Origin of the sequence: Mycoplasma sp. CSL7491-lung (assembly GCF_018913965.1) — a bacterium.
Taxonomy (GTDB): domain Bacteria; phylum Bacillota_I; class Bacilli_A; order Mycoplasmatales; family Metamycoplasmataceae; genus Mycoplasmopsis.
Genome location: NZ_JAHMHG010000001.1, coordinates 181,158 through 203,319, shown reverse-complemented (window position 1 = coordinate 203,319; position 22,162 = coordinate 181,158). Strand labels below are relative to the sequence as shown.

Here is a 22,162-nt window from a genome sequence, read left to right as displayed (position 1 = left end):
TAATATTTTAGGTTAACCTAATTAAAATATTAGTGTTTTATTTTTTAAAAAAATCTGCTTCTTCAAATAATTTTGCAATACGCTTTCCAAATTGATTTTCTAATTCAGAATAGTTAGATTTTTTTAAATTTTCAATAGTTTTAAAATATGACAAAATATTTTTAAGTGTTTTTTCACCTATGCCTTTAATATTTAAAATTTCACTAGACTTCATATTTTTATTCTTTACTTTATTATATCTATATTTAGCATTTTGATCTACTTGAGTTTGTATTTTACTCAAAAAATTAAAAATTTCGTTATCTATATCTAAAATTATGTTCTTATCATTAATTATTTTTTTAGTTTTATGTTTAGAATCTTTCACGAGACCAAAAACATTATTTTGCAAATTAAAATTCAATAAAGCTTCTTTTATTTCTTTCACTTGAGCCATTGAACCATCTGCTATAAAAATATCATTATTTTTAATTTTGGATATATTTTTATCTAAAAAATAGATTGCATTATAGTAGGTATATTGAATATCAGAATGTTTATTAATGTTTTTTACAATGTTTGTTAAATCATATGTTTTTGTCATTCTAGTAATTTTCCCATTTATATCAAAAGCAACAACACTACCCACTACATTTTTATTATGATTTTGAAATGAATTGTCAAAAATAAAGATTTTTTCTATATTTGATAATCCTAAATTATTTTTTAATTTTTCTCAAACAATCTCGTTATCATTTAGAAAATTAGGATGCTTAACAAGATATTTATTTATACTCTCTTTGTTATTAAGCATTAATAGATCACTAATTTGGTACAAGATTCCTTTCTTACTAAATCTTACTTTTTTCAAAATTAAATCATTTAATTCTAAATTTAAATTTTCCATTTCTTTGTTTAAAACTATTTGAACCGGAACCTTATTTTTACTATAAAAATTAGATAAATATTTTTCAATAAACTCTGCAAATAATCCTTCTCAATTTTTATTTTCATATTCGTGATAAATTAATGATCCGTAGTTATATGAATACATAGATATGAAAACTTTCGATTTAACTTTTTGAAAATCAAAAAAATCAATTGAGTGCTCATTTGAAATTTCAGAAATTTGTCTTTCTTTAATTTTTTCCAAAAATTTTGATGCCTTATAATATTTATTAGCTATTTCAAATTGAAGTTTTTCACTATAATCTTTTTCTCTTTGAGAAATTAAAGCTTTAAAGTAAGAGTACTTTTTATTAAAAATATCGATTATATCATTAATAATCAGCTTTATTTTTTCTTCGGAATCAAAATAAATTTTTTGGCCTTGATTATATAAATAAATATCTTTTAAAACATCAACAAAGTCACTAAAGTATGTATTTGGTGGTAAAGGACCAAAACTATACAACGAGTTATTGTCTTTGTCGCCGATTTTAATCTTAATATCCTTTTTTGTGGCATTAAAATTAATATATGGATAAGTTTTTTTATTTACTAATTTTATATTAAATCTAGGATTATATTCTTTAATTAATTTCTGTTCTTTAATAAATGCATCGTTTTCGTTTTTTGCTAAAAAATAATCAAAATCAGTTATACTATTAATCATTTTAGGAGTTAATCAAGAATTATTATGGCCACCGAAATATTGCATTAATCTATTTTTTAGTTTTTTTGCCTTACCGACATAAATAACTTCATTGTCTTTTTTTCATAAATAAACACCAAAAGTATTTGGAACTTTAGAAATTTTATTAATTATATTTTCTTTTTTAATCATATATTATAATTGTACATTTATTTACATATTTATATTCGCAAATACACTAATTTAACTTTTTAAAACTTATTTTTACTTAAAAAAATAATTAGTTTTTAGGTAAAAAAGACTATAATTGCTCGTGTTATGAAGAGAACATCGATTTTTAAACTTTTTGCGATCGGGACAGCCGCATTAAGTTTATCAACATTTTTGTCCATTGTGATTTCAGGAATATATATTTCTAAGAGCAATAATTTTAAAGAAAAAAATATTTTATCTAGTATGAATCTAAATTTTTTATTTGCAAACTCAAAAGAAAAAACATTTAATTCAATAAATAATTTGGATTTAGTCAAAGAAAACATATTATTAAAAAAATAGACACAAAATATAAATATACATTTATTGGTGCTACAAAGAGCGAACTCGGAATAATCGTAACTTATAGAATATCTTACAATAATAAAGTTTCAGAAGAAAAAATATCCTTAATTTCAAAAGATAGTTTTAGAAAACCAATTAATTTTGATAATAGTTTTGCAACTTTTAAATTTAAAAATTCAAAAAATAAAACATACAATTCAATTACTGAAGAAGAATTAAATCAAGACAATATTATAGGTTTAATTGAAAAAGATAATTTCCAAATTAACTTTATATCGGCGTCTAAAAAAGAAGAAAACATTGAAATTAAATATACATTAACTTTAAACTCAGAAACTTCAGAAGAAAAAATAGCTTTAATTTCAAAAGATAGTTTTAGAAAATACGAAGATAACAAATTAATTACACAAAGTTTTAATGTTTATACTGACGTTATTAGGTTAAATTCAATATTTAATATTGAAAATAACAATTATTTTATCGATTTGAAAGATAAATCCAACGTTTTACCTAGTGGTAAATATAAAATTATATTTAGTAAAAATATTAATAATGGTGTTATTAAAAAGAATAAAAAATCGGAAATTATTGTGGATGGTGTTTTAGAAAACGTTGAAAATCCTTCAAATTTTAAAAACTTAAAATATAAAGCTAAATTCAATTTTGTAAAATATGATCGTACAAAAATAAGTGATGATTTGAATACAAAAGAAAATAATTGAAGTCAAAAAGTAACTATCGATAAAGATAACTCAAACAAATCAAACCCTGATAAAATAGATAAAATATTTCAAAGACAATTTGAAAAATTAAGAAAAACTCAGAACAACTTCTGAAGTAATTTAGACAGAAACAATACAAACCAAGAAAACGATATTAACCAAATAACTTTAAAAACAGTTAACAAAGAAGGCGAATGGTTTGATACCTTAAAATTTTCATGATTTGATTTCTTATTAACTCAAGAAAATCAAACAGAATTATTTTTACCTAGTAAACTAAATATTCAGTATTCTATGGACGAAAAAAATTTCTTCAACGTCCAAAATCAAAATAAAATTGAATTGCAAGATTTTGGTCCTGTGTCAGGATATAAAGAAACAATTGGATATCGTTCGCTAATTGGAAACTCATTTCTTGCGTACGAGGGAACCAACGCAACTATTTTTAATATAGATTTTAATCCAACAAAAGCAAAATATATTCGTATAAAATGAACACCTCAAGTTAGTTATTATAGTAATGCAAATAACAAAAAACTATCAGCAGTAACATTTAGCGGATTGCAACTAAGAATTTTGGACAAAAACAAAAAAGAGGAATTAAAAATAAATTCAGAAACAACAAACGAATCATTTTCTTCAAAAATAAAAATAATAGATTTATAATTTTAATCTAAAAGTATACATTAGTTAAAAAAATAAGAAATGCAGTATATAAATATTGCATTATTTTTTTATGGTAAAATATTATCTAAATTAAAGGAGGAAAAATGAAAAGAATATATTTAGCTGGAGGATGTTTTTGAGGTGTGCAAGGTTATTTTAAAACAATAAAAGGAACAAAATTTAGTACTGTAGGATACGCTAACTCAGACATTGAAGCTCCAACATATAAACAAGTGTGTCAAGGCGATACTAACGCAGTCGAAACTTTAGAATTATATTACAATGAAGAAAATATAAGTTTATCCCAAATAGTAGAAAAATTATTTGAAGTTATCGATCCAACGGCTTTAAATTATCAAGGTCCCGATCATGGAACACAATATAGAAACGGCATTTATTTCGAAACACAAGAAGATGGAGAAATAATTAAAAAAACTGTTGAAAAACTTTCAAAAGATATTGATGGTGAAGTTGTAACAGAAATTAAAAAGTTAGATAACTATTATCTAGCCGAAGAATATCATCAAGATTACTCAGATAAAAATCCAAATGTTGTATGCCACATTAAATTTTAATGTTTTATTAAAAAATGATTTTATGGAAATTAACATAAAATCATTTTTTTAATTTATAATATTGAATACATATTAATTATTACAAGGAGCAATATGAAACAATATTTAGAACTTTTAAACCTAGTTAAAAAAGAAGGAATAAATAAAGACGATAGAACTAATACAGGTACTATAAGTTATTTTGGTACCCAATCAAGATATAATCTTAAAGAAGGTTTCCCTCTTTTAACAACTAAAAAAATGGCTTGAAAAGCAATAGTTATCGAACTATTATGATTTTTAAAAGGTGATACCAACATTAAATTTTTAATAGACAATAATGTAAACATTTGAAACGAATGACCTTATGAAGATTTTAAAAAATCTAATGATTTTAAGGGAGAAACTTTAAAAGAATTTATCCAAAGAATAAAGGAAGATGAAAAATTTGCGAAAAAATACGGAAATTTAGGTCCGGTGTACGGAAAGCAATGAAGAGATTTTCTTGGTGTAGATCAAATTTCAAATTTAATAAATGATATTAAGAAAAATCCTTATTCAAGAAGGCATATAGTTAGTGCCTGAAATCCTTTAGAAGTAAAAGATATGGCATTACCACCTTGTCATACTTTATTTCAATTTTATGTAAATAAGAATGATGAATTATCATTACAACTTTACCAACGAAGTGGTGATTTATTTTTAGGTGTACCATTCAATATAGCCTCATATTCATTACTATTAAGTATGGTAGCACATGTTGCGAATTTAAAAGTAGGAGAATTCATACACACAATTGGTGACGCACACATTTATTCAAACCATATTGAGCAAGTAAATGAACAATTAAGTAGAAGACCTTTAAAATTACCTAAATTAGTTTTAAATAAGTCTATTGATAATATATTTGATTTTACTTTAGAAGATATTAAACTAGAAGATTATGAATACTTACCTGCGATAAAAGCAAAGGTTGCTGTATAATGATTAAATTAATAGTTGCACTTGATAAAAATAATTTAATAGGCAATAAAGACAAATTACCTTGAAGGATTAAAGAAGAATTAAATCATTTTAAAACAACTACACTTAATCATTCTCTGTTATTTGGTAAAAATACTTTTTTAGGTTTACCGCATAGATTAAAAGATAGAAAAATTTATGTTTTGAGTGAAGAAAATATACCTAATGCTGATGTAACCATTAATAACACAAGTGAATTATTTAAAGTATTTGAATACTATAAAAATAATTCACAAATACTTTTTATAGCCGGTGGTAAAAGTATTTACGAATCATTTTATAATTTTGCAGATGAATTGATTATAAGTAGAATTCACGGAGAATTTAGCGGAGATGTTTTTTTAAACTTTGACTTATCCATGTACGAACTTATAGAAACAATTGATAAAGATGTTTTTAGCATAGAAAAATGAGTAAAAAAAATATAGATTTGGGAAAATCTATATTTTTAATCATTAATAAATTGTGAAGTATACATATCATAATAGAATCCTCTAGAGTTAATTAAACTCTTATGTGTTCCTGTTTCTATTATTTCTCCGTTATTAACTACTAATATTAAATCGGCATTTTTAATAGTGCTTAAACGATGAGCAATAACAAATGAAGTTTTATATTTCATTAATTTAAGCATTGATTTTTGAACTATTATTTCAGTATTAGAATCAATATTAGATGTTGCTTCGTCTAATATTAATATATTTTTGTTAGAGAGTATTGATCTAGTTATTGAAAGTAATTGCTTTTGACCTTGAGATATATTTTGTCCATTATTTTCGATTAAAGTGTTAACGCCTTTAGGTAATGAATCAATAAAATGTTGTGATTGTGTCATCTCAATTGCTTTTTTAATGTCGTTTTCATTAATTCCTTCATTAGACATATTCAAATTATCTAAAATAGTTTCATTGAATAAAAATGAATCTTGTGAAACAATAGTCATAATTCTTTTTAAATCTTTTCTATTAATATTTTTTAGCTCAAAACCGTCAATTGTAATACTTCCTTTTTGATAGTTATAATATTTGCTAATTAAATTTATAATTGTAGTTTTTCCTGCTCCGGTAGGTCCTACAATAGCTATATTTTGACCTTGCTCTACTTTGAATGAAGCATTTTTGAGTTGATATTTATTATTTTTAGTTGGATCATAACTAAAGTAAACGTTTTTAAATTCAACATTCCCTTTAACAGATTTGTAAACATATTTTTCGATATTAGGATCGTATATTTTTCATGCAAAAAAACCAAAAGGATCTTCGTTAGAACATTCTAAAAAATCATTAACGTTTTCGTTGTAACTTATTTTAACAATCCTAATTATTTCATGATCAGTTTTTGGTAAAGGTTCATCTAATAATTTTGAAATTCTATTTGTTGAGGCTATACCAACTTGAATATTAAATACAGCACCCATTAAAGCTTGAAACGGACCTAAAAAGTTTCAATTTATAGAAATAAAAGTAAATATTAGGCCTGCTGTTGCGTGACCATTTATATCCGCTCCGAACCCTTGAAGACCCAATACATTTGTTCCTCTAAAATAAAAATAAGCTGATATACCTGTAATAATTAAAATAAGAAAATTACTTAAAAAAGTGTATATTGAATCAAAACTTTTCGATATAAAGTCACCTTTGAATGCCGTATCACGAATTCTTTTGGTTATATCAGTCAATTGATTAAATAAATGTTCTTGTTTATTGAATGCATTTGTAATTTTTGTATTTTGGAGAGATTCTTCAACAAAAGCATTTAATTCTCCAAAAATCATTTGCATTTTAATAAAATAAGGTTGAGATTTCTTGATCAATAAGAATACCATACCAAAACTAATTAGAGTTATAGGTATTATAATTAATGATAAAGCAGTTGAAACTAAAAACATCATGACTATAGTAATAGTAATATTAAAGAAAGCACTAATAAGTTGTGAGAGAAGTTGAAATAATGAGTTAGCAATATTATTAGCATCAATAACTAAATTAGAAATTAAATCACCTGTTTTATTCTTATCATAGAAACTTATATCTAAATGAATTAATTTATCTACAATTTCATTTCTTAATCTCGCGGAAGCTTGATAACTAATTTTTGCATATATGTATTGTTCCGAATATCTAAATATTCCATAAACTAAATATGATAAAACTAGAACTGATAAAATTAGAAAAAACTTAGTTGTTTCAAAGTCACTAAAAGTTTTACCGTTTCCAAGTGGCTCAAAAAAACTAGAAACTATATAACCGATTAAATAACTACCACCAATATAAAAAATTGCATTAATAAAAGAGAAGAACATAGCTAAATAAAAACTTTTTTTATCTTTATTAACAAAAGATAAAAGTCTTTTTAAATTTTTGTAATAATTTTTTTGTTTTTTAATATCTTTCATTATGACTCTTTCTATTGTTCTAATTGATTTTGACTTATTTCTCTATATCATTCACAATTTTGTACTAAATATTTGTGTGTACCTTCCGCAACTATTTCACCCTTATCCATCACTATAATTTTATCGGCGTTTTTTATAGATGTTATTTTTTGTGAAATAATTACATTTGTTGAACTATTTTTTCTAGAAATATTATTAATTAATGTTTTTGTTGTTAAATTATCTAAAGCGCTTGTAGAATCATCTAAAACTAAAATTTTAGGTTTAATTAATAATGTTCTTGCAATAGATAATCTCTGTTTTTGACCTCCAGATAAATTTTTACCTTGTTGTGAAACTTCATGTTGTAATTGCTTTTCAAAAGAATTTACAAAGTCTTTAGAGCAAGAAAATTCTAAAGCATAATCAATCTCACCATCCGTAGCATCTTCTTTAGAAAATCTAATATTAGATTCGATTGTTCCAGAAAACAATAAAGCATTTTGATAAACAATACCTACATTCTTTTTTAGATCATTAGTGTTAATTTCTTTCAATTCTTTTTCATCGATTAATATATTTCCGTTGGAGTACTCCATATTATTAACAATTAAATTAGCAATTGTACTCTTGCCTGATCCGGTGGGCCCAATTATTCCTAAAGTTTTTCCTTCTTCAATTTTAAAACTAACATTTTTTAAATCTCAACCTTTTGATTCTTCAAAATACTTAAAAGATACATTTTTAAATTCTAGAGAATAATTAGGTTTATCTTCTAGTTTTATACCATCTAATACGTTTATTTTTTCGCTCTTATAGTTTAAAATTTGCATGACTCTTCCAGAAGATACTTTAGCTCTAAAAAATGCGCCAAAAAATTGACTAAACATTGTTAAACCTAGCGCAATCATGAATTCAAATTCTATAAAAGTATTAATTTTGGCAATTAATTGTTTAATATCTGTGTTTGGATTATTTTGTAAAATAAAAAACGAAGTAAGAAATATTAAGAAAATAACAAAATTAACAACAAAGAAGAAAAACGGTTGCCCTAAGGTAAAAAACTTCATAACTTTTCTAATATTAGTTAATCATTCATTGTTTGTTTTTTTGAACTTATTTAACTGTTGTTCCTGTAAATTATAATCACGAATTAATTTTGCACCTAAAATATTTTCACTAACAGCATTAGTTATATTGTCTAGTCTTTTTCTTCCGGTTCTAATAATCGGAACAACTTTAAAGAAAATAAAAAATGTAAAGAAAAGTAATATAGGCACTACTGCTAATATAGATCATGTTAATTGTAAATCTGTTGTAAATGCAAATACCAAACCAATAATAACAAACATTGGAGCTTTAATCAAAATGCTTATTGCACCAACTAAAAAATCTCAGAACATCGCTACATCATCATTTATTCTTGTAATCAAACTAGCTATTGTAATATCGGAAATATCTTTTAAACTTAAAGTTTGAAATTTTTTATACAATGAATCTCTGTAAAAATTAGAAGCTTTTTCTCCCGCTCAAACCAAAGTATATGTAGACATTAAAGTAATAAATGTAGACGCAAATATTAACGAAATAATTGTAGAAATTAGAAAAGTTAACGTTGACTTGTAATCAGTAGAGGTATAGATCGGATGTTTAAAAACTATAACACTATAAATTTCAGATTGCCCTATTAGTAAGGGTAATATTTGTGATATTAAAATAGGAACAAACATCATTGTTACAACATTCAAAAATATCAATATAAAAGAAAATAACATCTCAATTTTTATTTTTCTAGGTAATATTTTAAACATTTTAACCATTTTAACTCCTTTTAAGTAAATGTACTTTTTAATCTTAATAATGATTAAAATTATAAATTAATATTGAAAAAAACGCAAAAAAAGGTATAAAAAAATGGCGATCACGAGAGGATTCGAACCTCTGACCACAAGCTTAGAAGGCTCGTGCTCTGTCCTGCTGAGCTACGCGACCACGTAATAATATTCTACCATATTTATCATTAAAAGTAAAATATTTTTTAATAATTATTTTCTAAAATTAAATCAAACCGAAAATCACCTTTTTTTATTTTATCAACAATTTTTTTAGGTAAAACGTTGTATTGATTTAGGTTTTCAATCTTTACTCACTTAAATGTTAATTTTCTATCACCCTCATAAAACACAACATCATCTTGTTCAAATCAAGGTTCTATATTAGATTCAACTAGATAATACATAGAAACCTCATGAAAATCTTTTTTTACATATTTATTGAAGAAAAAACCTTGGTATAAGCAAAATTCTTGTAAGGAATTAACATTTAAATTTAACTCCTCTTTTAATTCACGTTTAATACACTCTTCGAAGCTTTCGCCAAAACCTACTTTTCCACCGGGTAAATATTGATAATAATTATTTTCTGCATCGTAAGCAATCAATAACTTATTTTTGTGTATTAAAATAGCTCCTACTCTTAATTTAAATTTCTTATTTTTTTCAATTTCAAAAATAACATCCATAAAACCTCTCCGTAAAAAAAGACCAACTAACACAACACTTCCTCATATGGCTGCTACATTTCTGTCCTGACCAAGTTAGTGGGTTATTGTTTAGATGGCTCTAATATTATATCATCAATTATTAAAATGAAATAAAAAGTTTTAAAACTATTTAAATAAAATTGGTTTTTTATAGAGCCCCTGAAATCAAAGTAAGTTGATCTCGTTAAAATAAATATGTAATTGTGAAAAAATACGTTTAAACCTATTTTGTTTTCAATCACTCAAATAAATATTTAATTTAATAAATTATTTGGGTCATTCCTTAGAATGACCCTCATCTAAATAAATAGTATAAAGTTTTTTACGAGTTCAATTAAGCGTTGAACTTTTTTAATTGGTTACCATCATTAGGGGGATCATTAGTCGGTCTTCAATATTTGTTGAAACCTCAAATACTATTAAAGCCTATTCTCTGAACGCTACTGAACCCTTTCTTTTAAAATATTATTTTTTATTTGAAGCATTCGAATTTCCTAGATTGTTAAATACCTATTATGGGCGAACGAAGCAATTAAATTTATAATTTAATTTATCTTTATATCTTGACGCGTCTGCGTATATACGCGTGATTTTAACAAGTTAAAATTAAGAGTCTTTGTTGTTAAAAATAGATAATAATCTAAAAAACCAACCATAATTATTTGATGTAATTTAAAATATCCCTTAAAACACTTTTAAAATCGTATTATACTGAAAAGTTTTATTTTTACATTTAACCATTTAGAACACCTTAAAAAACGCTTTTTTTAAATTCAATGATAATTTAGTGTTTGAGTTCAAATCAATGGTTCAAATTAAATTTCTTCCAAATTTGTATATTCAGTTTTTAAATCAATAAAATTAAACTTTTTATTTTTGTAAGTTAGGCTAGAAAAATAACACACCTTTATTTTGGAGCGTTATTTTTCTAGCCTAATTTACCTCGCTAAAGAAACCAAAAACAGAATTAATTAACATGTAAATGGTTTTCTAAAATTAAATACCAAGCATAAAAGTGCTACACTTGCAATTACAATTTAGCACTAATATACATTTTGTATTAAATTTTACAACTCAATTTAGTTACTCAGAATATTATTTTTTAGATTTTACTTATTTTTTCTAAATGTTTTAATCTTTTATATTCACTTTCTTTTCCTGCCGCTCAAATAGACAATTCAAATAAAGGCAAAAATATAATTATAATCGTGCAAAACACTAATGATTCTACATCTTCTAATAATAATGGTATTTTTCTAACTAATAATGTTCGAAATATTGTTGTTATAATAATTAAAGATAGTATTATTCATATTACATAATGTTCTGCATAATTAAAAATTTTTTCATAAATTTGACGTGTTATTAATATTCCGTTTATAAATCATGTGAAGAATAAAACAATACCTAAGGTAACAAGTAGCCCACAAAAGAATATATTTGCTAAGCTCAGTTTCCAAAATCACCTTACTCTATTTATGTTATATAGTCAATAAGATGTATTGTCTTTATCTGATTCAATTACATCTACTTCGTATTCATTAATTCATATGTTATCATTATTTTTCATATTATAAATTATATCATATCTTATAAAAGTATATAAACTATAAAAGTTACTATATTCAAAAAAATATTAAACAAAATTATAGATCTTTTAAATACTTTATGGTATTTGGATAAAAGTTTTTTTAAAGTAATTAAAAAACAAAAATATGTAAATTATGAATTAAAAAAGAGAGTTAGAAAATAAAAGTAAGTTAGGCCAATAAAATTTGACACAAAAATCATATTATTTTTTATTCATATGAGGATAAATTGGTTCCCGTTGAAATTAGATATGTAGCAAATACACTCAAGCTCGAGTGTATTTTTTAATTTAAAAATGAAAGGAGTTTTTTTGTGAGTGTTTGAGCAAATAGAATAATTGAAGATAATGAAAAAACATTTAATGATTTTGAGTTAGATAGAATAAAAGATTTAATTGTTGAACACTTTATAAACTTCGAATACAAAAAATATAACTGAAATAAAATAGTAAGTTTTTTATCAAAAGATGTAAAGTTATTTATTTTAGTTCATTCAAAAATTAAAAATTTAGATTTATTAGTTTTTGTGTTAATTAAAAAAATGATTAATTCGACTAAAACTAAAAAAATTAAAAAAAAGAAATGATTAATATTTTAGTTAATGATTTTGGAATTAATTTTAATAGTTTAGAAAAAAGTTTGAAAAATTTAAAACTTGAAAAAGTTATTGATTATAAAAATAAAAACTTTTATTTGAAGAAACAAAATTTAAATTTTAGTAAAAGTTGAAATTATTCTGTAAAACATTTTGATTTAATTTTTGTTGTTATTTTTGGAATTGAAAAATATTAAATTTATAAAAAATATAGCTGAGCTAGAAATAACGCAAAAAAAATGAATATAGATTCTGATAGAATTTTATTTTCAAAATATAAAAAATATTTAAGAAATAATTTTTATATTAGTTTTGGTAAATTTAAAGATTTATGTTCTGTTAAGGTTTTGAATAATGCTATTTTTAAAGTTTTTAATAAAAGTAGAAAGTGTTTAAAAAATACTATTGAATTATTTTTAAAATTCTTTGATAATAAAAATTATTCTGAATTATTCTTTGTTAAAAAATGTTGAAAGCCTGATATTGGTTTTTCAACAAACAGAATTTATAGGTAAAACTAAAAAAACCTAACCCTTGAAACCTTAAAATTAGAATTTAGATTTAAGTTTTTTATTTTTAGAGAATTTAAATCTAAATTTTAAAAGGTTTTAGGGGTTAGGTTGTGAGTGCTTCAGATTGTTTTTACATAGTTCTGCAATTTTAAAATTGCTGTTTTGCTATTGAATTTTTTAGATATATTTGATTTTTAAAAATTTTGGGGTAAAAAATATTACTCATTATTAATTTAGATTAATAATATGAAAGGTTGAAAATGGATCATTTTATACAATTTAATTTTATTAGTAAGAAGTCTGGTTATATTACAAAATTAGGTAATAAACACGACTATAAAAGTTGAGTTGGTGATGGAGAATTTATTAGGTATTATACAAAGGCGCAAAAAGCTGTTGAAATGAGTGAATTTAATTTATTTGAAAATATAAATAATTTAAACAACAAAGAAGATGTTTTAAAAGTATATAAATCTTATTTAAAGAAAAACATAAATACATCAAAAAGCGGTTTATGCGGTTTTATTGGTGGAGTTTATAAAGAGAATATAGATATTAATAAATTAAGTAAAGAAATGCAAACAAAAAATAACGTTTTTTATGAAATGGTGATTTCAACAAATGATGCTATGTTAAACAATATTTTTGTTGGAAATGAAAAATGAAAAAATCTTGTTGAAAACCAGTTGTTTAAATGATTAGAATCTGATGGTCTAAATTTTGATAGAAATAATTTAGAAGTTTATTATGCTATTCACGGTAATACAGATAATCCACATATTCACCTTGCTTTTACTGAGATAGAAAATAAAAGAAATTTAGAGAGAAAAAATTTTGGTATATCTAAAAATATTTTTGAACGAAAATTTAGTGAATTAAAAACGAGCATTTTGAATGAATACGGAAGAACGAAAAATGATAAAAATATTTATGATGAACTTAATGAAATTAGAAATTTAAAACTTAAATTCAAAAAAGAATTTTTAGATATTGAAAGTCTTGAAAAAGATAAAATTCAAATTTTGAAAAAGGAATATAACGAATCTAAAAATATTTGATATTCAAGATTATCTACCGAATCAAAAAAAGTTGTTTTAGAACTTAGAGATAAATTACTAGAACAAAATAAAGAATTTAAAAAAGTTTATACAGAGTTTTATAAAACTTATGAGCAATATATGAATTTAGATATTAAGGACAAAGCATTAAAAACTGTTTTTATTTATAAATTAAAAAAAGAAGAAAAAGAATTTGAACGAAAAATATTAAATGAAATTTTAAAGCAAGTTGTATTTTTTAAAGAAGATAAAAAGTATAGCAATAATAGTTTGAGCGAAAAATACAAAACTAGTCTTGATGCATTTTATCGTTATGAAAATAAAAAAATAAAAAACATTGCTTCAAAAGATACTAAAAAAATTAAACGGCTGGCTTATGCTTTATTTGAAGCACAGAACGTTAAAGAATACGAGAAAGTAAAAAGTATTGATTACTAAATTTAAACTAAATTTAGCACTCAAGATTATTTTGATAGTTATTTTTAGTATTATTACTCTCTTCTTATATTTTTGGGGTTTTTATTTTATAAATATAGCTAAAAATAAATTAGAAGCAGTTAAAAAAATAATTGATTTTAGTTATTTTAATAAATATTCGAATCAAAGTTTTAAAATAATATTTTTAGTTATTTGTTTTTGGTTATTTTCGATATTAGCGTTTTCTATTTTTCTATTTTATAAAGAAATAGGTAAATTCTTTAACAAGAAATTAAGAATAAAAAAGAATGCTTCGAAATGATTATTAAATGAAAATACAAATGAAGTAAATAAAGATTATAAAAAGTATATTAATACTGATTTAAATGATTCTTCGTCTTGAGTATTAAAATTCATCAAAAACAAAAGAAAAGGATTAAACATTAAACATAATTTATTAGACAGGAATAGTTTAGTGATTGGTGGGACAGGTTCTGGTAAAACACAAAGAGTCTTATTACCAAATATTTTATTTAATATTAATTTAGACGAACAGTATAGGCCTAATTTTGTTATTAATGACCCTAAAAAAGAGATAAAAACTTTTTTAGGTAAAAGATTAGAAGAACAAGGTTATAATCTTTATTGAATTGATTTTGAAAATGCTGAAAATAGCTATAAATGAAATCCATTAAGTTATATTTATGATTTGGTTGAAGAAGGTAAAAGTAAAAATAATAAAAGATATTTATATTTAGCTTACAAAAAATACATTGAATTATTTGAAAACTTGAAATGAGATGGTGTCGGAGATTCATTTTGATCTGAAAGCGGTAAAAATATTTTAGTTATTATAGGAAAAACTTTAATGTTATTAAAATATCATTTTGATTTAATTGAAAGAGAAAATTTTAATTTTATAACTATTAATTCGTTTTTAAACTCTATTAATTTTTGTGGAGCAGAAAAAGAAGCACTTTTTAGAAGTCCAATTTATAACATTATAAGTTCTAAAAAAGATATAGACGATGACTTTTTAGCTGTTTATGATATCTTTATTTCTATAAATTCAAGTCCTATGAATACAATCGGCTCAATGTTATCAACAGCTCAATTAGCCGTAAGTTTTTTCGTTAAAAATGAATTTATTAAGAATTTAACTTCTGATTCTGTGGACTTTGATTTAGTGAAAATTTTTAATAGCAATGAAAAGTTTGTTATTTTCATTCATTACCCAGACCAAAACCCTTCAACACATAATTTAGTTTCTAATTTAATAAATGAAATGTATGAAAGTGCTATAAATAAAGCTAAATTGAATTTGGTTGAAAAAGGATTTGAAAGATTAGAAAGAAAGTTATTATTCATTTTAGATGAGTTTGGAAATTTACCTAGAATCCCGGAATTTGAAAATAAAATTTCAATTAATAGGTCAAGAAATATCTTATTTTGTGTTGTCTTACAAGATAAAAATCAATTAAAAAAATATAACACAAAGAATAATAATAAAGTTGATGAAATCATTTTAGGTAATTTACAATTTATTTATTTTTTAAATAGTTCTGACGAAGAAATTAAAAAATATATTGTTAATAAATTAGGAACCTTAGAAAAAGAAAAATATTCTTATTCTATCAATGATAAGAGTTCTTCAAGCAATTTGAGTTATCAAGAAAAAACGCTCTTAAGTGTTTCTGACTTAAGCCAGAAACCGCCTGATGAAATAATTGTTTTATTAGAAGGATTTGCTCCTATTTTAATTAAATCTAACTTAACTTATAAATACTTTGAATCTGATAATTATGTTGGTAAAGTAGATGAAACTAAACTAATTAATAAAATGTATAGATTTAATTTAGAAGATTTTAGAAAAAAATATGGTGTTGGTGATATTAAAATAATGGACGAAAAAAAGAAATGTCTAAAAAAGCACAGGAATTAAAACGACAAGCAAAGATGGAGATTGAAATTAGACGAAAACAAAGGCAAGAGTTATTAAAACTTAAAAATGAAGAAAGAGAAGAAAAACAAAGAGAACATAAAATAAAACGACATTTAAAAGACCAAGATTTTGAATGAGTTATAAATTATTTAAAAGAAACAAATTATGAAAACATAGATGAAATTCTAAAACTATATGAAATTTATAAAGAAGATAATAATAAAACGAACTTAAATAAGTTTAAAAATTATATTTTAGACAACGTTTTAGAACAAAAAATTTAAGGAGAAAAAATGAAAAGATTTAATATGATGAAATATATTTCGGAAATAAATGAAGAAAGTAAAAAAAATAATTAATGAACTAACAACTTGAACTAGACAACAAAGAGAAAAATTAAAAACAGAAATTAAAGAAATTGATGATAGTTTAGTTGATGTTAGTGAATACATTAAAAACGAACAAAGAAGAATTATTAGAGAAAGAAATGGATTTTGAAAATTTCATTATAAATATTTAAACGATAATGAGTTTAAAAAGAATGCAGATATTGAAATTGAAGCTAATAATGATTCAGTAAATAAAATTTATTTAGATATTTTAAAGAAGGTGTAAAATGAGTGCTTTAAATTTTAGTAATAGAAAAAAACAAAAATATTGGGGAGTAGAAACTCCTAAACAGTTTATTTTAATGGATTTAAACGTTTATAATGAGTATGATATAGACAATTTAGTAAAAGAATATGAAGATATTGGTTTCGATTTGGGTAAATTAGTAGTTAGAACTATATTTGATGTTTTAAATTCAAACGTTGGTAATGATATTTTAAATAATTTTTTTAAAACTGAAGGTGATAAAAAATATGAAGAACAATTATATGATTGGTATGATACATGAGTTGGCACAAAAATATTAGAAGATAATTCGTTGGAATTACAATATGGATATTATGATGGAATTATGGTCGGATATAACCCTGATATTTATACAATTTTATTCGAAACTGAATGTTTATTATAGAACATTGAAGATACGTTAAATTTACGTTTAGATGTTGTAAATATTATGAATAAAATAACAGATAAAGTAGTTGATAAGATAAATGATGTTAATCTAAATTTTATTGAAAATAACTCTGAAATTTTTGATTTTCAAGAATCACTATCGCTTTATGAAATTAAAGAAGTAGCAATAGATGATAAATTAAAATTTACAAAATGAGATGTTTCAGGTTATGTTGATGCAAAATATGATAAAGACGAAGATTTAGTTCATTCTATTTTATCAAGAAGAGATGTAAAAAAAGTAGTTTTAAATAAATTAAATGAAAATCTTGAAAATCACGAACATCAAGAAGAATATTATAAAAACATAATAGAATATCTCGAACAAATTAATGATATAGAAATAGATAATAAATTTGACTCAATGTTATTAAATTTAATTGATACCAAAGATATTAGTAATTTAGAAAAAATAAATGTATTTTTAAGCGAATTAACAAATAATAATTTAGATGAAATGGCCATAAAAATAAAAGGTAATGAGTATTTCGAGAATCAAGAAATTTATGAATATAATGAATATATTAGTTCATTAAAAGAAGAATTAATTGATTTGTAGTGAACCCCCAAATCCGGACTGGATTTGGGGGTTCACTACAATTATATTTTTGTATTCAAAGTTTTTAAAGTGCCCAACAATTAAATCTTTTATTCTATCTAACTCAAAATCATTAAATGTTTTTTGTTATATTCAGTTACTCTATTTGCTCAAACACTCACAAAAAAACTCCTTTCATTTTTAAATTAAAAAATACACTCGAGCTTTGAGCGTATTTTTTACATATCTAATTTAAACGATATCATAAAAATTAATATGCATTTTGTGTGAGATTTCGTTCACCTAACTTACATTTTTTTTAGTTTTTTTGTCATTCTCCTCTGAGTAAAACTTATTGTTGAATCGTTCGCTAAGAGAAGCAAAAAGGTGACCTTCATCCGAATATACAAAAATTATTTTATGATTAATATGGAAATGAACGCTTTTAACCAACCAATATGCAATACCTTCAATTTTAGTAAATTCTTTTGGATTTTCGAGTCATACTTCCATTAACTCATTGTATAAATCTAAAACAAATCTTTTAGTAACATAAAATCTTTCATAGTACATAGCTTCGAGAATATAATTCACAGTTTCGGAAATTTCTTTTACATTCTTTGCTTTTAAACCAAATTTTTCATTATATTCCACTCAATCAAAAGTTTTCTTAAAAATTTTACCCATGATGTTTAAATCCTTTTTTTATAATTTTTATTATATGTTTATATTTTTATAAATAGAATAATCTTTATTTTTTTCAATAATATCTAAAATTTTTGAATTAGATATATTGAATTTATCATCTATTGTAGCATTTTCGCCTCTTCACGCATCAGATTGCATTAGTTTACGTCTTACGAATCTTAAACTAACATTAGAAAAAAATTCGCTTTTTAGCATATTTTTTTGAAATAACAACCATTCCTCTCTTCAATAGGTTACACCAGGATTAAATGGTATTAATTTAACTAGCATATCGCCGCCTTCATACCCTTTGTTTTCAAATCTTAAAGCTCCGTAACCTTTTTTAAAAAAATTTACATCCATTATTAAAGGTATTCTTTCGCCATAAATTGTTGGAACCATAATATTTTTTTTAAAAACTATATCAATAAATGAAACCTTAAGAGATAAATATACCGTAGGTCCGCTTAATTTAAAATAATTATGTTTTTTATCTAAAACAAAATTAATATATAAATTTCCTGGTCTACCCCCGTACATCCCAGGTTGACCTGCCCCTTCTAAAAAAATTTTTTTTTCCTTTGAAATGAATTCAAGAATTGATATTTCATACTTTGTAGTAGTAGTTTTTTGAATTCTACCTACACCTTCGCACACATTACAATAATGATTATTATTTAATATTCCAGAACACTTGCATTTGCTACATGGTTCATAATAAAAATGTTTTAAATTTATTTTAGGTTCTCCGCTTTTTAAAACATCGAATAAATTAATGCTTTCTTGTGTAATTATATCTACTCCGTCTATTTTCTGGTAAGTATATTTTTCTTCTATGTTTTTATTTAGATATTCATCATATTCATTTCTTTTATCCTTATCAGATAAAACTTCATAAGCTAAATTAATTTCTACCATTTTTTGAGGATCATTTCCTTTAGGATTTATATCAGGATGATATTTAGCAGATAATTCTATATATTTTTTTTTAATTTCTTCAAATGTTGAATTTGGATTTACTCCTAAAATTTCATAATAATTTCTTTGACTCATATACAATATTTTACTATATTTTTACTTTCTCTAGCATAAAATAGAATGTTTAGTTATATCTAAAAAATCGATTTAAGAAGGTTTTGAAATAAAATACTAAACACAACGCTTTCGTACTTAGTATTTTATTATATCTTAGTAATCTAAAAAATCACTATTGTCCTATGTTTTAGTGTTAGAGACATTTTTAAAGCTTTTTTAGCACTTATATATTATAGTATAATTTAATAGTGTAACTTATAATATAAAAATATTTAATTATTATCGGAAGTAATGGTGTAAGAGATTATTGCCATATTGTAAACGAAAAGGATTTAGATAAGTGCGCTAAAAAGTTGCTAGTTTAGGCTGTGTTGAAAAGTTAAAAATCGTAAACTCAATTTTTTATACATTTCAAAAAAAGAAATTGGTTGACTTTAAAAATATTGAAGATACAAAATAACTAAAAATAGTTTTACTTGATTTTTTAAAAACTTCTGTAAAAAAACAGTATTAACTAATGTTGAAGTTACTGCGTTTTACTCGACAGTTAGTAAATTAAATATTTTTAACTTATCCAAAAAAATCAAATCACAAAAAATTAGATGAGTTACTTACATATGAAATCAGTTCACATATATTACAAAAAATTTGATTATTAAGGGTTTTAAAAATAAAGAAAAATATGTTAATAATATCACAACTATGAAAGATACTTTTTATAATCTTTTAGATGTTTTAGTTGATAACAAAACAAATATTATTAAAAATTTAAATTAATAAATAGTAAAAAATAGATAGAAATATTGAATTAATTTTCTATGATACAAAAACTGTTTACTTTGAAACTTTTGTAAGAGAAGGGTTAAGAATTCTAGGATATTCTAAAGATGGTAAGTTTAAAGAATATCAGGTTGTTGCGGGTATGGCTATAGACAGTAATGCGATTCTTATGTTCTTAAAAGTATTTAAAGGAAATATAGGTGATCCCAACTACTTTTATCCCATTTATCGTTCATAAAAGTAACAATTATTACTGATAGAGGTATGTCAACAAATAAGAATATATGGTTCTTAGAAAGTCATAATTTAGACTACATATTATCATATAAATTAAAGTTGTCTAATAGGGAATTTAAGGATCTTTTGTTAAATCCAGAGGGTTATATTAAATGATCTGATAATTTTAAAATATAAAGAATATTTTTATTATTCAAAATGAAAAAATACAAGACCAAATAATAAACAAAGACATAGAATTATTACTTATATAGAAAAACTTGTTAAAAAGGACTTAAATGATAGAACAATTTTAATAAATATTTTTTTAAAACAAAACAAAAATGGTGTTGTTAAAGCAGATGATGTAATCATAATTAAAAAATATAAATTCTACAAAAAATCCGAACTATGTAGTTTGTTTTAGCCATGAAAAAGTAAACGAACATAAAAAATGTGATGTTATTATGTTGGCCAAAACTTCAAGACAAGATTTATATCCAAAAGAAATTGTTGATATATACCAAAAACAATGGCAAATTAAAGAAAACTTCTGAACATTAAAAAAGTCCATTAAAAGTTAGACTTATTCATGTTAGAACGAACAAACATATTAAAGGTCATTTCATTTTAAACTTTATATCTCTCATAGTTTTAAAATATACATTATATAAATTAAATAAATTCCATTTTGATAATGGGATTATTCAAAAATACACAAACGATAGTCTAATTTCATTATTAAATACATGTTAATCAAATCGATAAAATAAGGGACTGACAAGTTATTTAAACAAGTTTTGTCGAACCAACAATAAACTCGAATTCAAAACAAGAATTTGATAAGATAAATAATATATAAAAATTGTATATAAAAAATCAAAAAGAGCAAATTAGGTATAAAAATAGCCTAATTTGCTCTTTTTATTTACAGGCTAAGAAGCTCGGGATGATTTTGTAAGGCATGTTTTGTTAATTTTTATTAGTTTATAATCTAACAAAAATTATATTGTTTATTTTTACTATTTATATAATAAAGTTTGTTTTATTCTATTATTGTTTCTTCCTATAACCGTCCGACGTCAACGATGATTTTTTTATTTTAAGTTTATTGTTTATTAAGTAGTTGTATTATTATGTTAATTTTAAATATTTATCGTTGGGATGATTTTTATATTTTGTTCTTCCAATTTAACATGATATTTACGTAGAATTTGCTTATATATTTGTTTAATTATTTCTTTTTCAACTGGTTTTAATTTATTTTCATAAACATCATTTGGTATAATAATCAAAAGAGTATTTTTCTTCTTTTTTAAACTTATCAATAAGTTTCATCATATAAAGTAGCGACGTGAAATCACTATCAATTTTCATAAAAGAGGATAAGATAGACCTATTATACCCATAACCATCGAAATAATAAAGCTTCAATTATTTGTAATTCCGTGATTTGTATTATATGCAAATTGATATAACAAGTAATAAAAAGGTGCTACAAAAAGTACTGCTATTATAAAAGCTAAAGGCCATGCGCTTCATTTTTCGACCTTAAATCACTCATCTTCTATTTTTTTGAAGATAACATTTATAATATTTGCGTTGTCAAATTCGTAAATACTTATTTCTGTTTTTAATTTAATATTTACCTCATTTCTATTTGTATCGAATTTATTTTTTAGTGAATATAAAATTTTCTTTAAAAAATTTTATATA

The 22,162-nt window shown here is 23.2% G+C and carries 24 protein-coding genes, 1 tRNA gene and 1 other RNA gene; 15 read left to right on the top strand and 11 right to left on the bottom strand.

Annotated elements, in window-relative coordinates; genetic code table 4:
- Window positions 1–37: 37 nt before the first annotated feature.
- Window positions 38–1,765, bottom strand: a complete 1,728-nt coding sequence (locus KQ876_RS04275) for a GIY-YIG nuclease family protein (protein WP_216489885.1) — start codon at window positions 1,763–1,765, stop codon at window positions 38–40.
- Between the two features lie 126 nt (window positions 1,766–1,891).
- On the opposite strand from KQ876_RS04275, the gene KQ876_RS00920 reads away from it, so the two are divergent.
- Window positions 1,892–2,128, top strand: a complete 237-nt coding sequence (locus KQ876_RS00920) for a hypothetical protein (RefSeq protein ID WP_216489883.1) — start codon at window positions 1,892–1,894, stop codon at window positions 2,126–2,128.
- Window positions 2,129–2,201: 73 nt separating this feature from the next.
- Here the strand turns inward: KQ876_RS00920 and KQ876_RS00915 are convergent, their stop codons facing one another.
- The gene (locus tag KQ876_RS00915) at window positions 2,202–2,528 is read right to left on the bottom strand and encodes a hypothetical protein (RefSeq protein WP_216489881.1); all 327 of its coding nucleotides are present in this window, start codon (window positions 2,526–2,528) and stop codon (window positions 2,202–2,204) included.
- 88 nt (window positions 2,529–2,616) lie between these two features.
- Here KQ876_RS00915 and KQ876_RS00910 point away from each other — a divergent pair, with 88 nt between their 5' ends.
- From KQ876_RS00910 to KQ876_RS00895, 4 genes are all read left to right on the top strand, one after another.
- Entirely contained in the window at window positions 2,617–3,519 is a 903-nt protein-coding gene (locus tag KQ876_RS00910; protein WP_216489879.1) for a hypothetical protein, read from the top strand.
- Window positions 3,520–3,623: 104 nt separating this feature from the next.
- Complete coding sequence (msrA, locus tag KQ876_RS00905) at window positions 3,624–4,094, top strand: peptide-methionine (S)-S-oxide reductase MsrA (RefSeq protein ID WP_216489877.1); 471 nt, start codon at window positions 3,624–3,626, stop codon at window positions 4,092–4,094.
- Between the two features lie 93 nt (window positions 4,095–4,187).
- Window positions 4,188–5,057 carry a thymidylate synthase gene (locus KQ876_RS00900; protein ID WP_216489875.1) on the top strand — a complete coding sequence of 290 codons (870 nt, stop codon included), beginning with the start codon at window positions 4,188–4,190 and terminating at the stop codon, window positions 5,055–5,057.
- Complete coding sequence (locus tag KQ876_RS00895; RefSeq protein ID WP_205851930.1) at window positions 5,057–5,524, top strand: dihydrofolate reductase; 468 nt, start codon at window positions 5,057–5,059, stop codon at window positions 5,522–5,524. Before KQ876_RS00900 ends, KQ876_RS00895 begins: the two co-directional genes overlap by 1 nt.
- 20 nt (window positions 5,525–5,544) lie before the next feature.
- Here KQ876_RS00895 and KQ876_RS04270 read toward each other — a convergent pair whose 3' ends face one another.
- The 6 genes from KQ876_RS04270 to KQ876_RS00865 form a co-directional block, all read right to left on the bottom strand.
- Window positions 5,545–7,491 carry an ABC transporter ATP-binding protein gene (locus KQ876_RS04270; RefSeq protein WP_216489873.1) on the bottom strand — a complete coding sequence of 649 codons (1,947 nt, stop codon included), beginning with the start codon at window positions 7,489–7,491 and terminating at the stop codon, window positions 5,545–5,547.
- Between the two features lie 11 nt (window positions 7,492–7,502).
- A complete protein-coding gene (locus tag KQ876_RS04265; protein WP_205852504.1) occupies window positions 7,503–9,290 on the bottom strand; it encodes an ABC transporter ATP-binding protein in 1,788 nt (595 codons plus the stop codon).
- Window positions 9,291–9,385: 95 nt separating this feature from the next.
- A tRNA-Arg gene (locus KQ876_RS00880) sits at window positions 9,386–9,462 on the bottom strand.
- Between the two features lie 46 nt (window positions 9,463–9,508).
- Window positions 9,509–9,991 (bottom strand): NUDIX hydrolase, encoded by a 483-nt coding sequence (locus KQ876_RS00875; protein WP_205852503.1) that lies wholly within the window; start codon window positions 9,989–9,991, stop codon window positions 9,509–9,511.
- An 11-nt stretch (window positions 9,992–10,002) separates the two neighbouring features.
- Window positions 10,003–10,096, bottom strand: an RNA gene (ffs, locus tag KQ876_RS00870) — signal recognition particle sRNA small type.
- Window positions 10,097–11,114: 1,018 nt separating this feature from the next.
- Window positions 11,115–11,582 carry a hypothetical protein gene (locus KQ876_RS00865; RefSeq protein WP_216489871.1) on the bottom strand — a complete coding sequence of 156 codons (468 nt, stop codon included), beginning with the start codon at window positions 11,580–11,582 and terminating at the stop codon, window positions 11,115–11,117.
- A 332-nt stretch (window positions 11,583–11,914) separates the two neighbouring features.
- Here KQ876_RS00865 and KQ876_RS00860 point away from each other — a divergent pair, with 332 nt between their 5' ends.
- From KQ876_RS00860 to KQ876_RS00820, 9 genes are all read left to right on the top strand, one after another.
- The gene (locus tag KQ876_RS00860; RefSeq protein ID WP_216489869.1) at window positions 11,915–12,199 is read left to right on the top strand and encodes a hypothetical protein; all 285 of its coding nucleotides are present in this window, start codon (window positions 11,915–11,917) and stop codon (window positions 12,197–12,199) included.
- Window positions 12,184–12,393, top strand: coding sequence for a hypothetical protein (locus tag KQ876_RS00855; protein WP_216489867.1), 210 nt, complete (start codon window positions 12,184–12,186; stop codon window positions 12,391–12,393). The genes KQ876_RS00860 and KQ876_RS00855 overlap by 16 nt, the downstream gene beginning before the upstream one ends.
- Before the next feature lie 42 nt (window positions 12,394–12,435).
- Window positions 12,436–12,711: a hypothetical protein gene (locus tag KQ876_RS00850; RefSeq protein WP_216489865.1), complete on the top strand. Its 276-nt coding sequence runs from the start codon at window positions 12,436–12,438 to the stop codon at window positions 12,709–12,711.
- 257 nt (window positions 12,712–12,968) lie between these two features.
- On the top strand, window positions 12,969–14,204 hold the full coding sequence (gene mobL, locus KQ876_RS00845) for a relaxase MobL (RefSeq protein WP_216489863.1): 1,236 nt from the start codon (window positions 12,969–12,971) through the stop codon (window positions 14,202–14,204).
- Entirely contained in the window at window positions 14,194–16,125 is a 1,932-nt protein-coding gene (locus KQ876_RS00840; protein ID WP_216489861.1) for a type IV secretory system conjugative DNA transfer family protein, read from the top strand. Before mobL ends, KQ876_RS00840 begins: the two co-directional genes overlap by 11 nt.
- Window positions 16,101–16,409: a hypothetical protein gene (locus KQ876_RS00835; RefSeq protein ID WP_216489860.1), complete on the top strand. Its 309-nt coding sequence runs from the start codon at window positions 16,101–16,103 to the stop codon at window positions 16,407–16,409. Before KQ876_RS00840 ends, KQ876_RS00835 begins: the two co-directional genes overlap by 25 nt.
- Window positions 16,410–16,458: 49 nt before the next feature.
- Window positions 16,459–16,740, top strand: a complete 282-nt coding sequence (locus KQ876_RS00830; RefSeq protein WP_216489858.1) for a hypothetical protein — start codon at window positions 16,459–16,461, stop codon at window positions 16,738–16,740.
- Window position 16,741: 1 nt separating this feature from the next.
- Window positions 16,742–17,146, top strand: coding sequence for a hypothetical protein (locus KQ876_RS00825; RefSeq protein WP_216489856.1), 405 nt, complete (start codon window positions 16,742–16,744; stop codon window positions 17,144–17,146).
- Window positions 17,147–17,191: 45 nt separating this feature from the next.
- A complete protein-coding gene (locus KQ876_RS00820) occupies window positions 17,192–17,749 on the top strand; it encodes a hypothetical protein (RefSeq protein WP_216489854.1) in 558 nt (185 codons plus the stop codon).
- Between the two features lie 282 nt (window positions 17,750–18,031).
- Here the strand turns inward: KQ876_RS00820 and KQ876_RS00815 are convergent, their stop codons facing one another.
- Together KQ876_RS00815 and KQ876_RS00810 are read right to left on the bottom strand one after the other, a co-directional pair.
- Window positions 18,032–18,415, bottom strand: coding sequence for a hypothetical protein (locus tag KQ876_RS00815; protein ID WP_216489852.1), 384 nt, complete (start codon window positions 18,413–18,415; stop codon window positions 18,032–18,034).
- Window positions 18,416–18,445: 30 nt separating this feature from the next.
- Window positions 18,446–19,468: a DnaJ domain-containing protein gene (locus KQ876_RS00810; RefSeq protein WP_216489850.1), complete on the bottom strand. Its 1,023-nt coding sequence runs from the start codon at window positions 19,466–19,468 to the stop codon at window positions 18,446–18,448.
- 630 nt (window positions 19,469–20,098) lie between these two features.
- On the opposite strand from KQ876_RS00810, the gene KQ876_RS04165 reads away from it, so the two are divergent.
- Window positions 20,099–20,227: a hypothetical protein gene (locus tag KQ876_RS04165; protein WP_256443786.1), complete on the top strand. Its 129-nt coding sequence runs from the start codon at window positions 20,099–20,101 to the stop codon at window positions 20,225–20,227.
- 1,364 nt (window positions 20,228–21,591) lie between these two features.
- Here the strand turns inward: KQ876_RS04165 and KQ876_RS00805 are convergent.
- Window positions 21,592–21,774, bottom strand: a complete 183-nt coding sequence (locus KQ876_RS00805) for a hypothetical protein (protein ID WP_216489848.1) — start codon at window positions 21,772–21,774, stop codon at window positions 21,592–21,594.
- Window positions 21,775–22,162 lie beyond the last annotated feature (388 nt).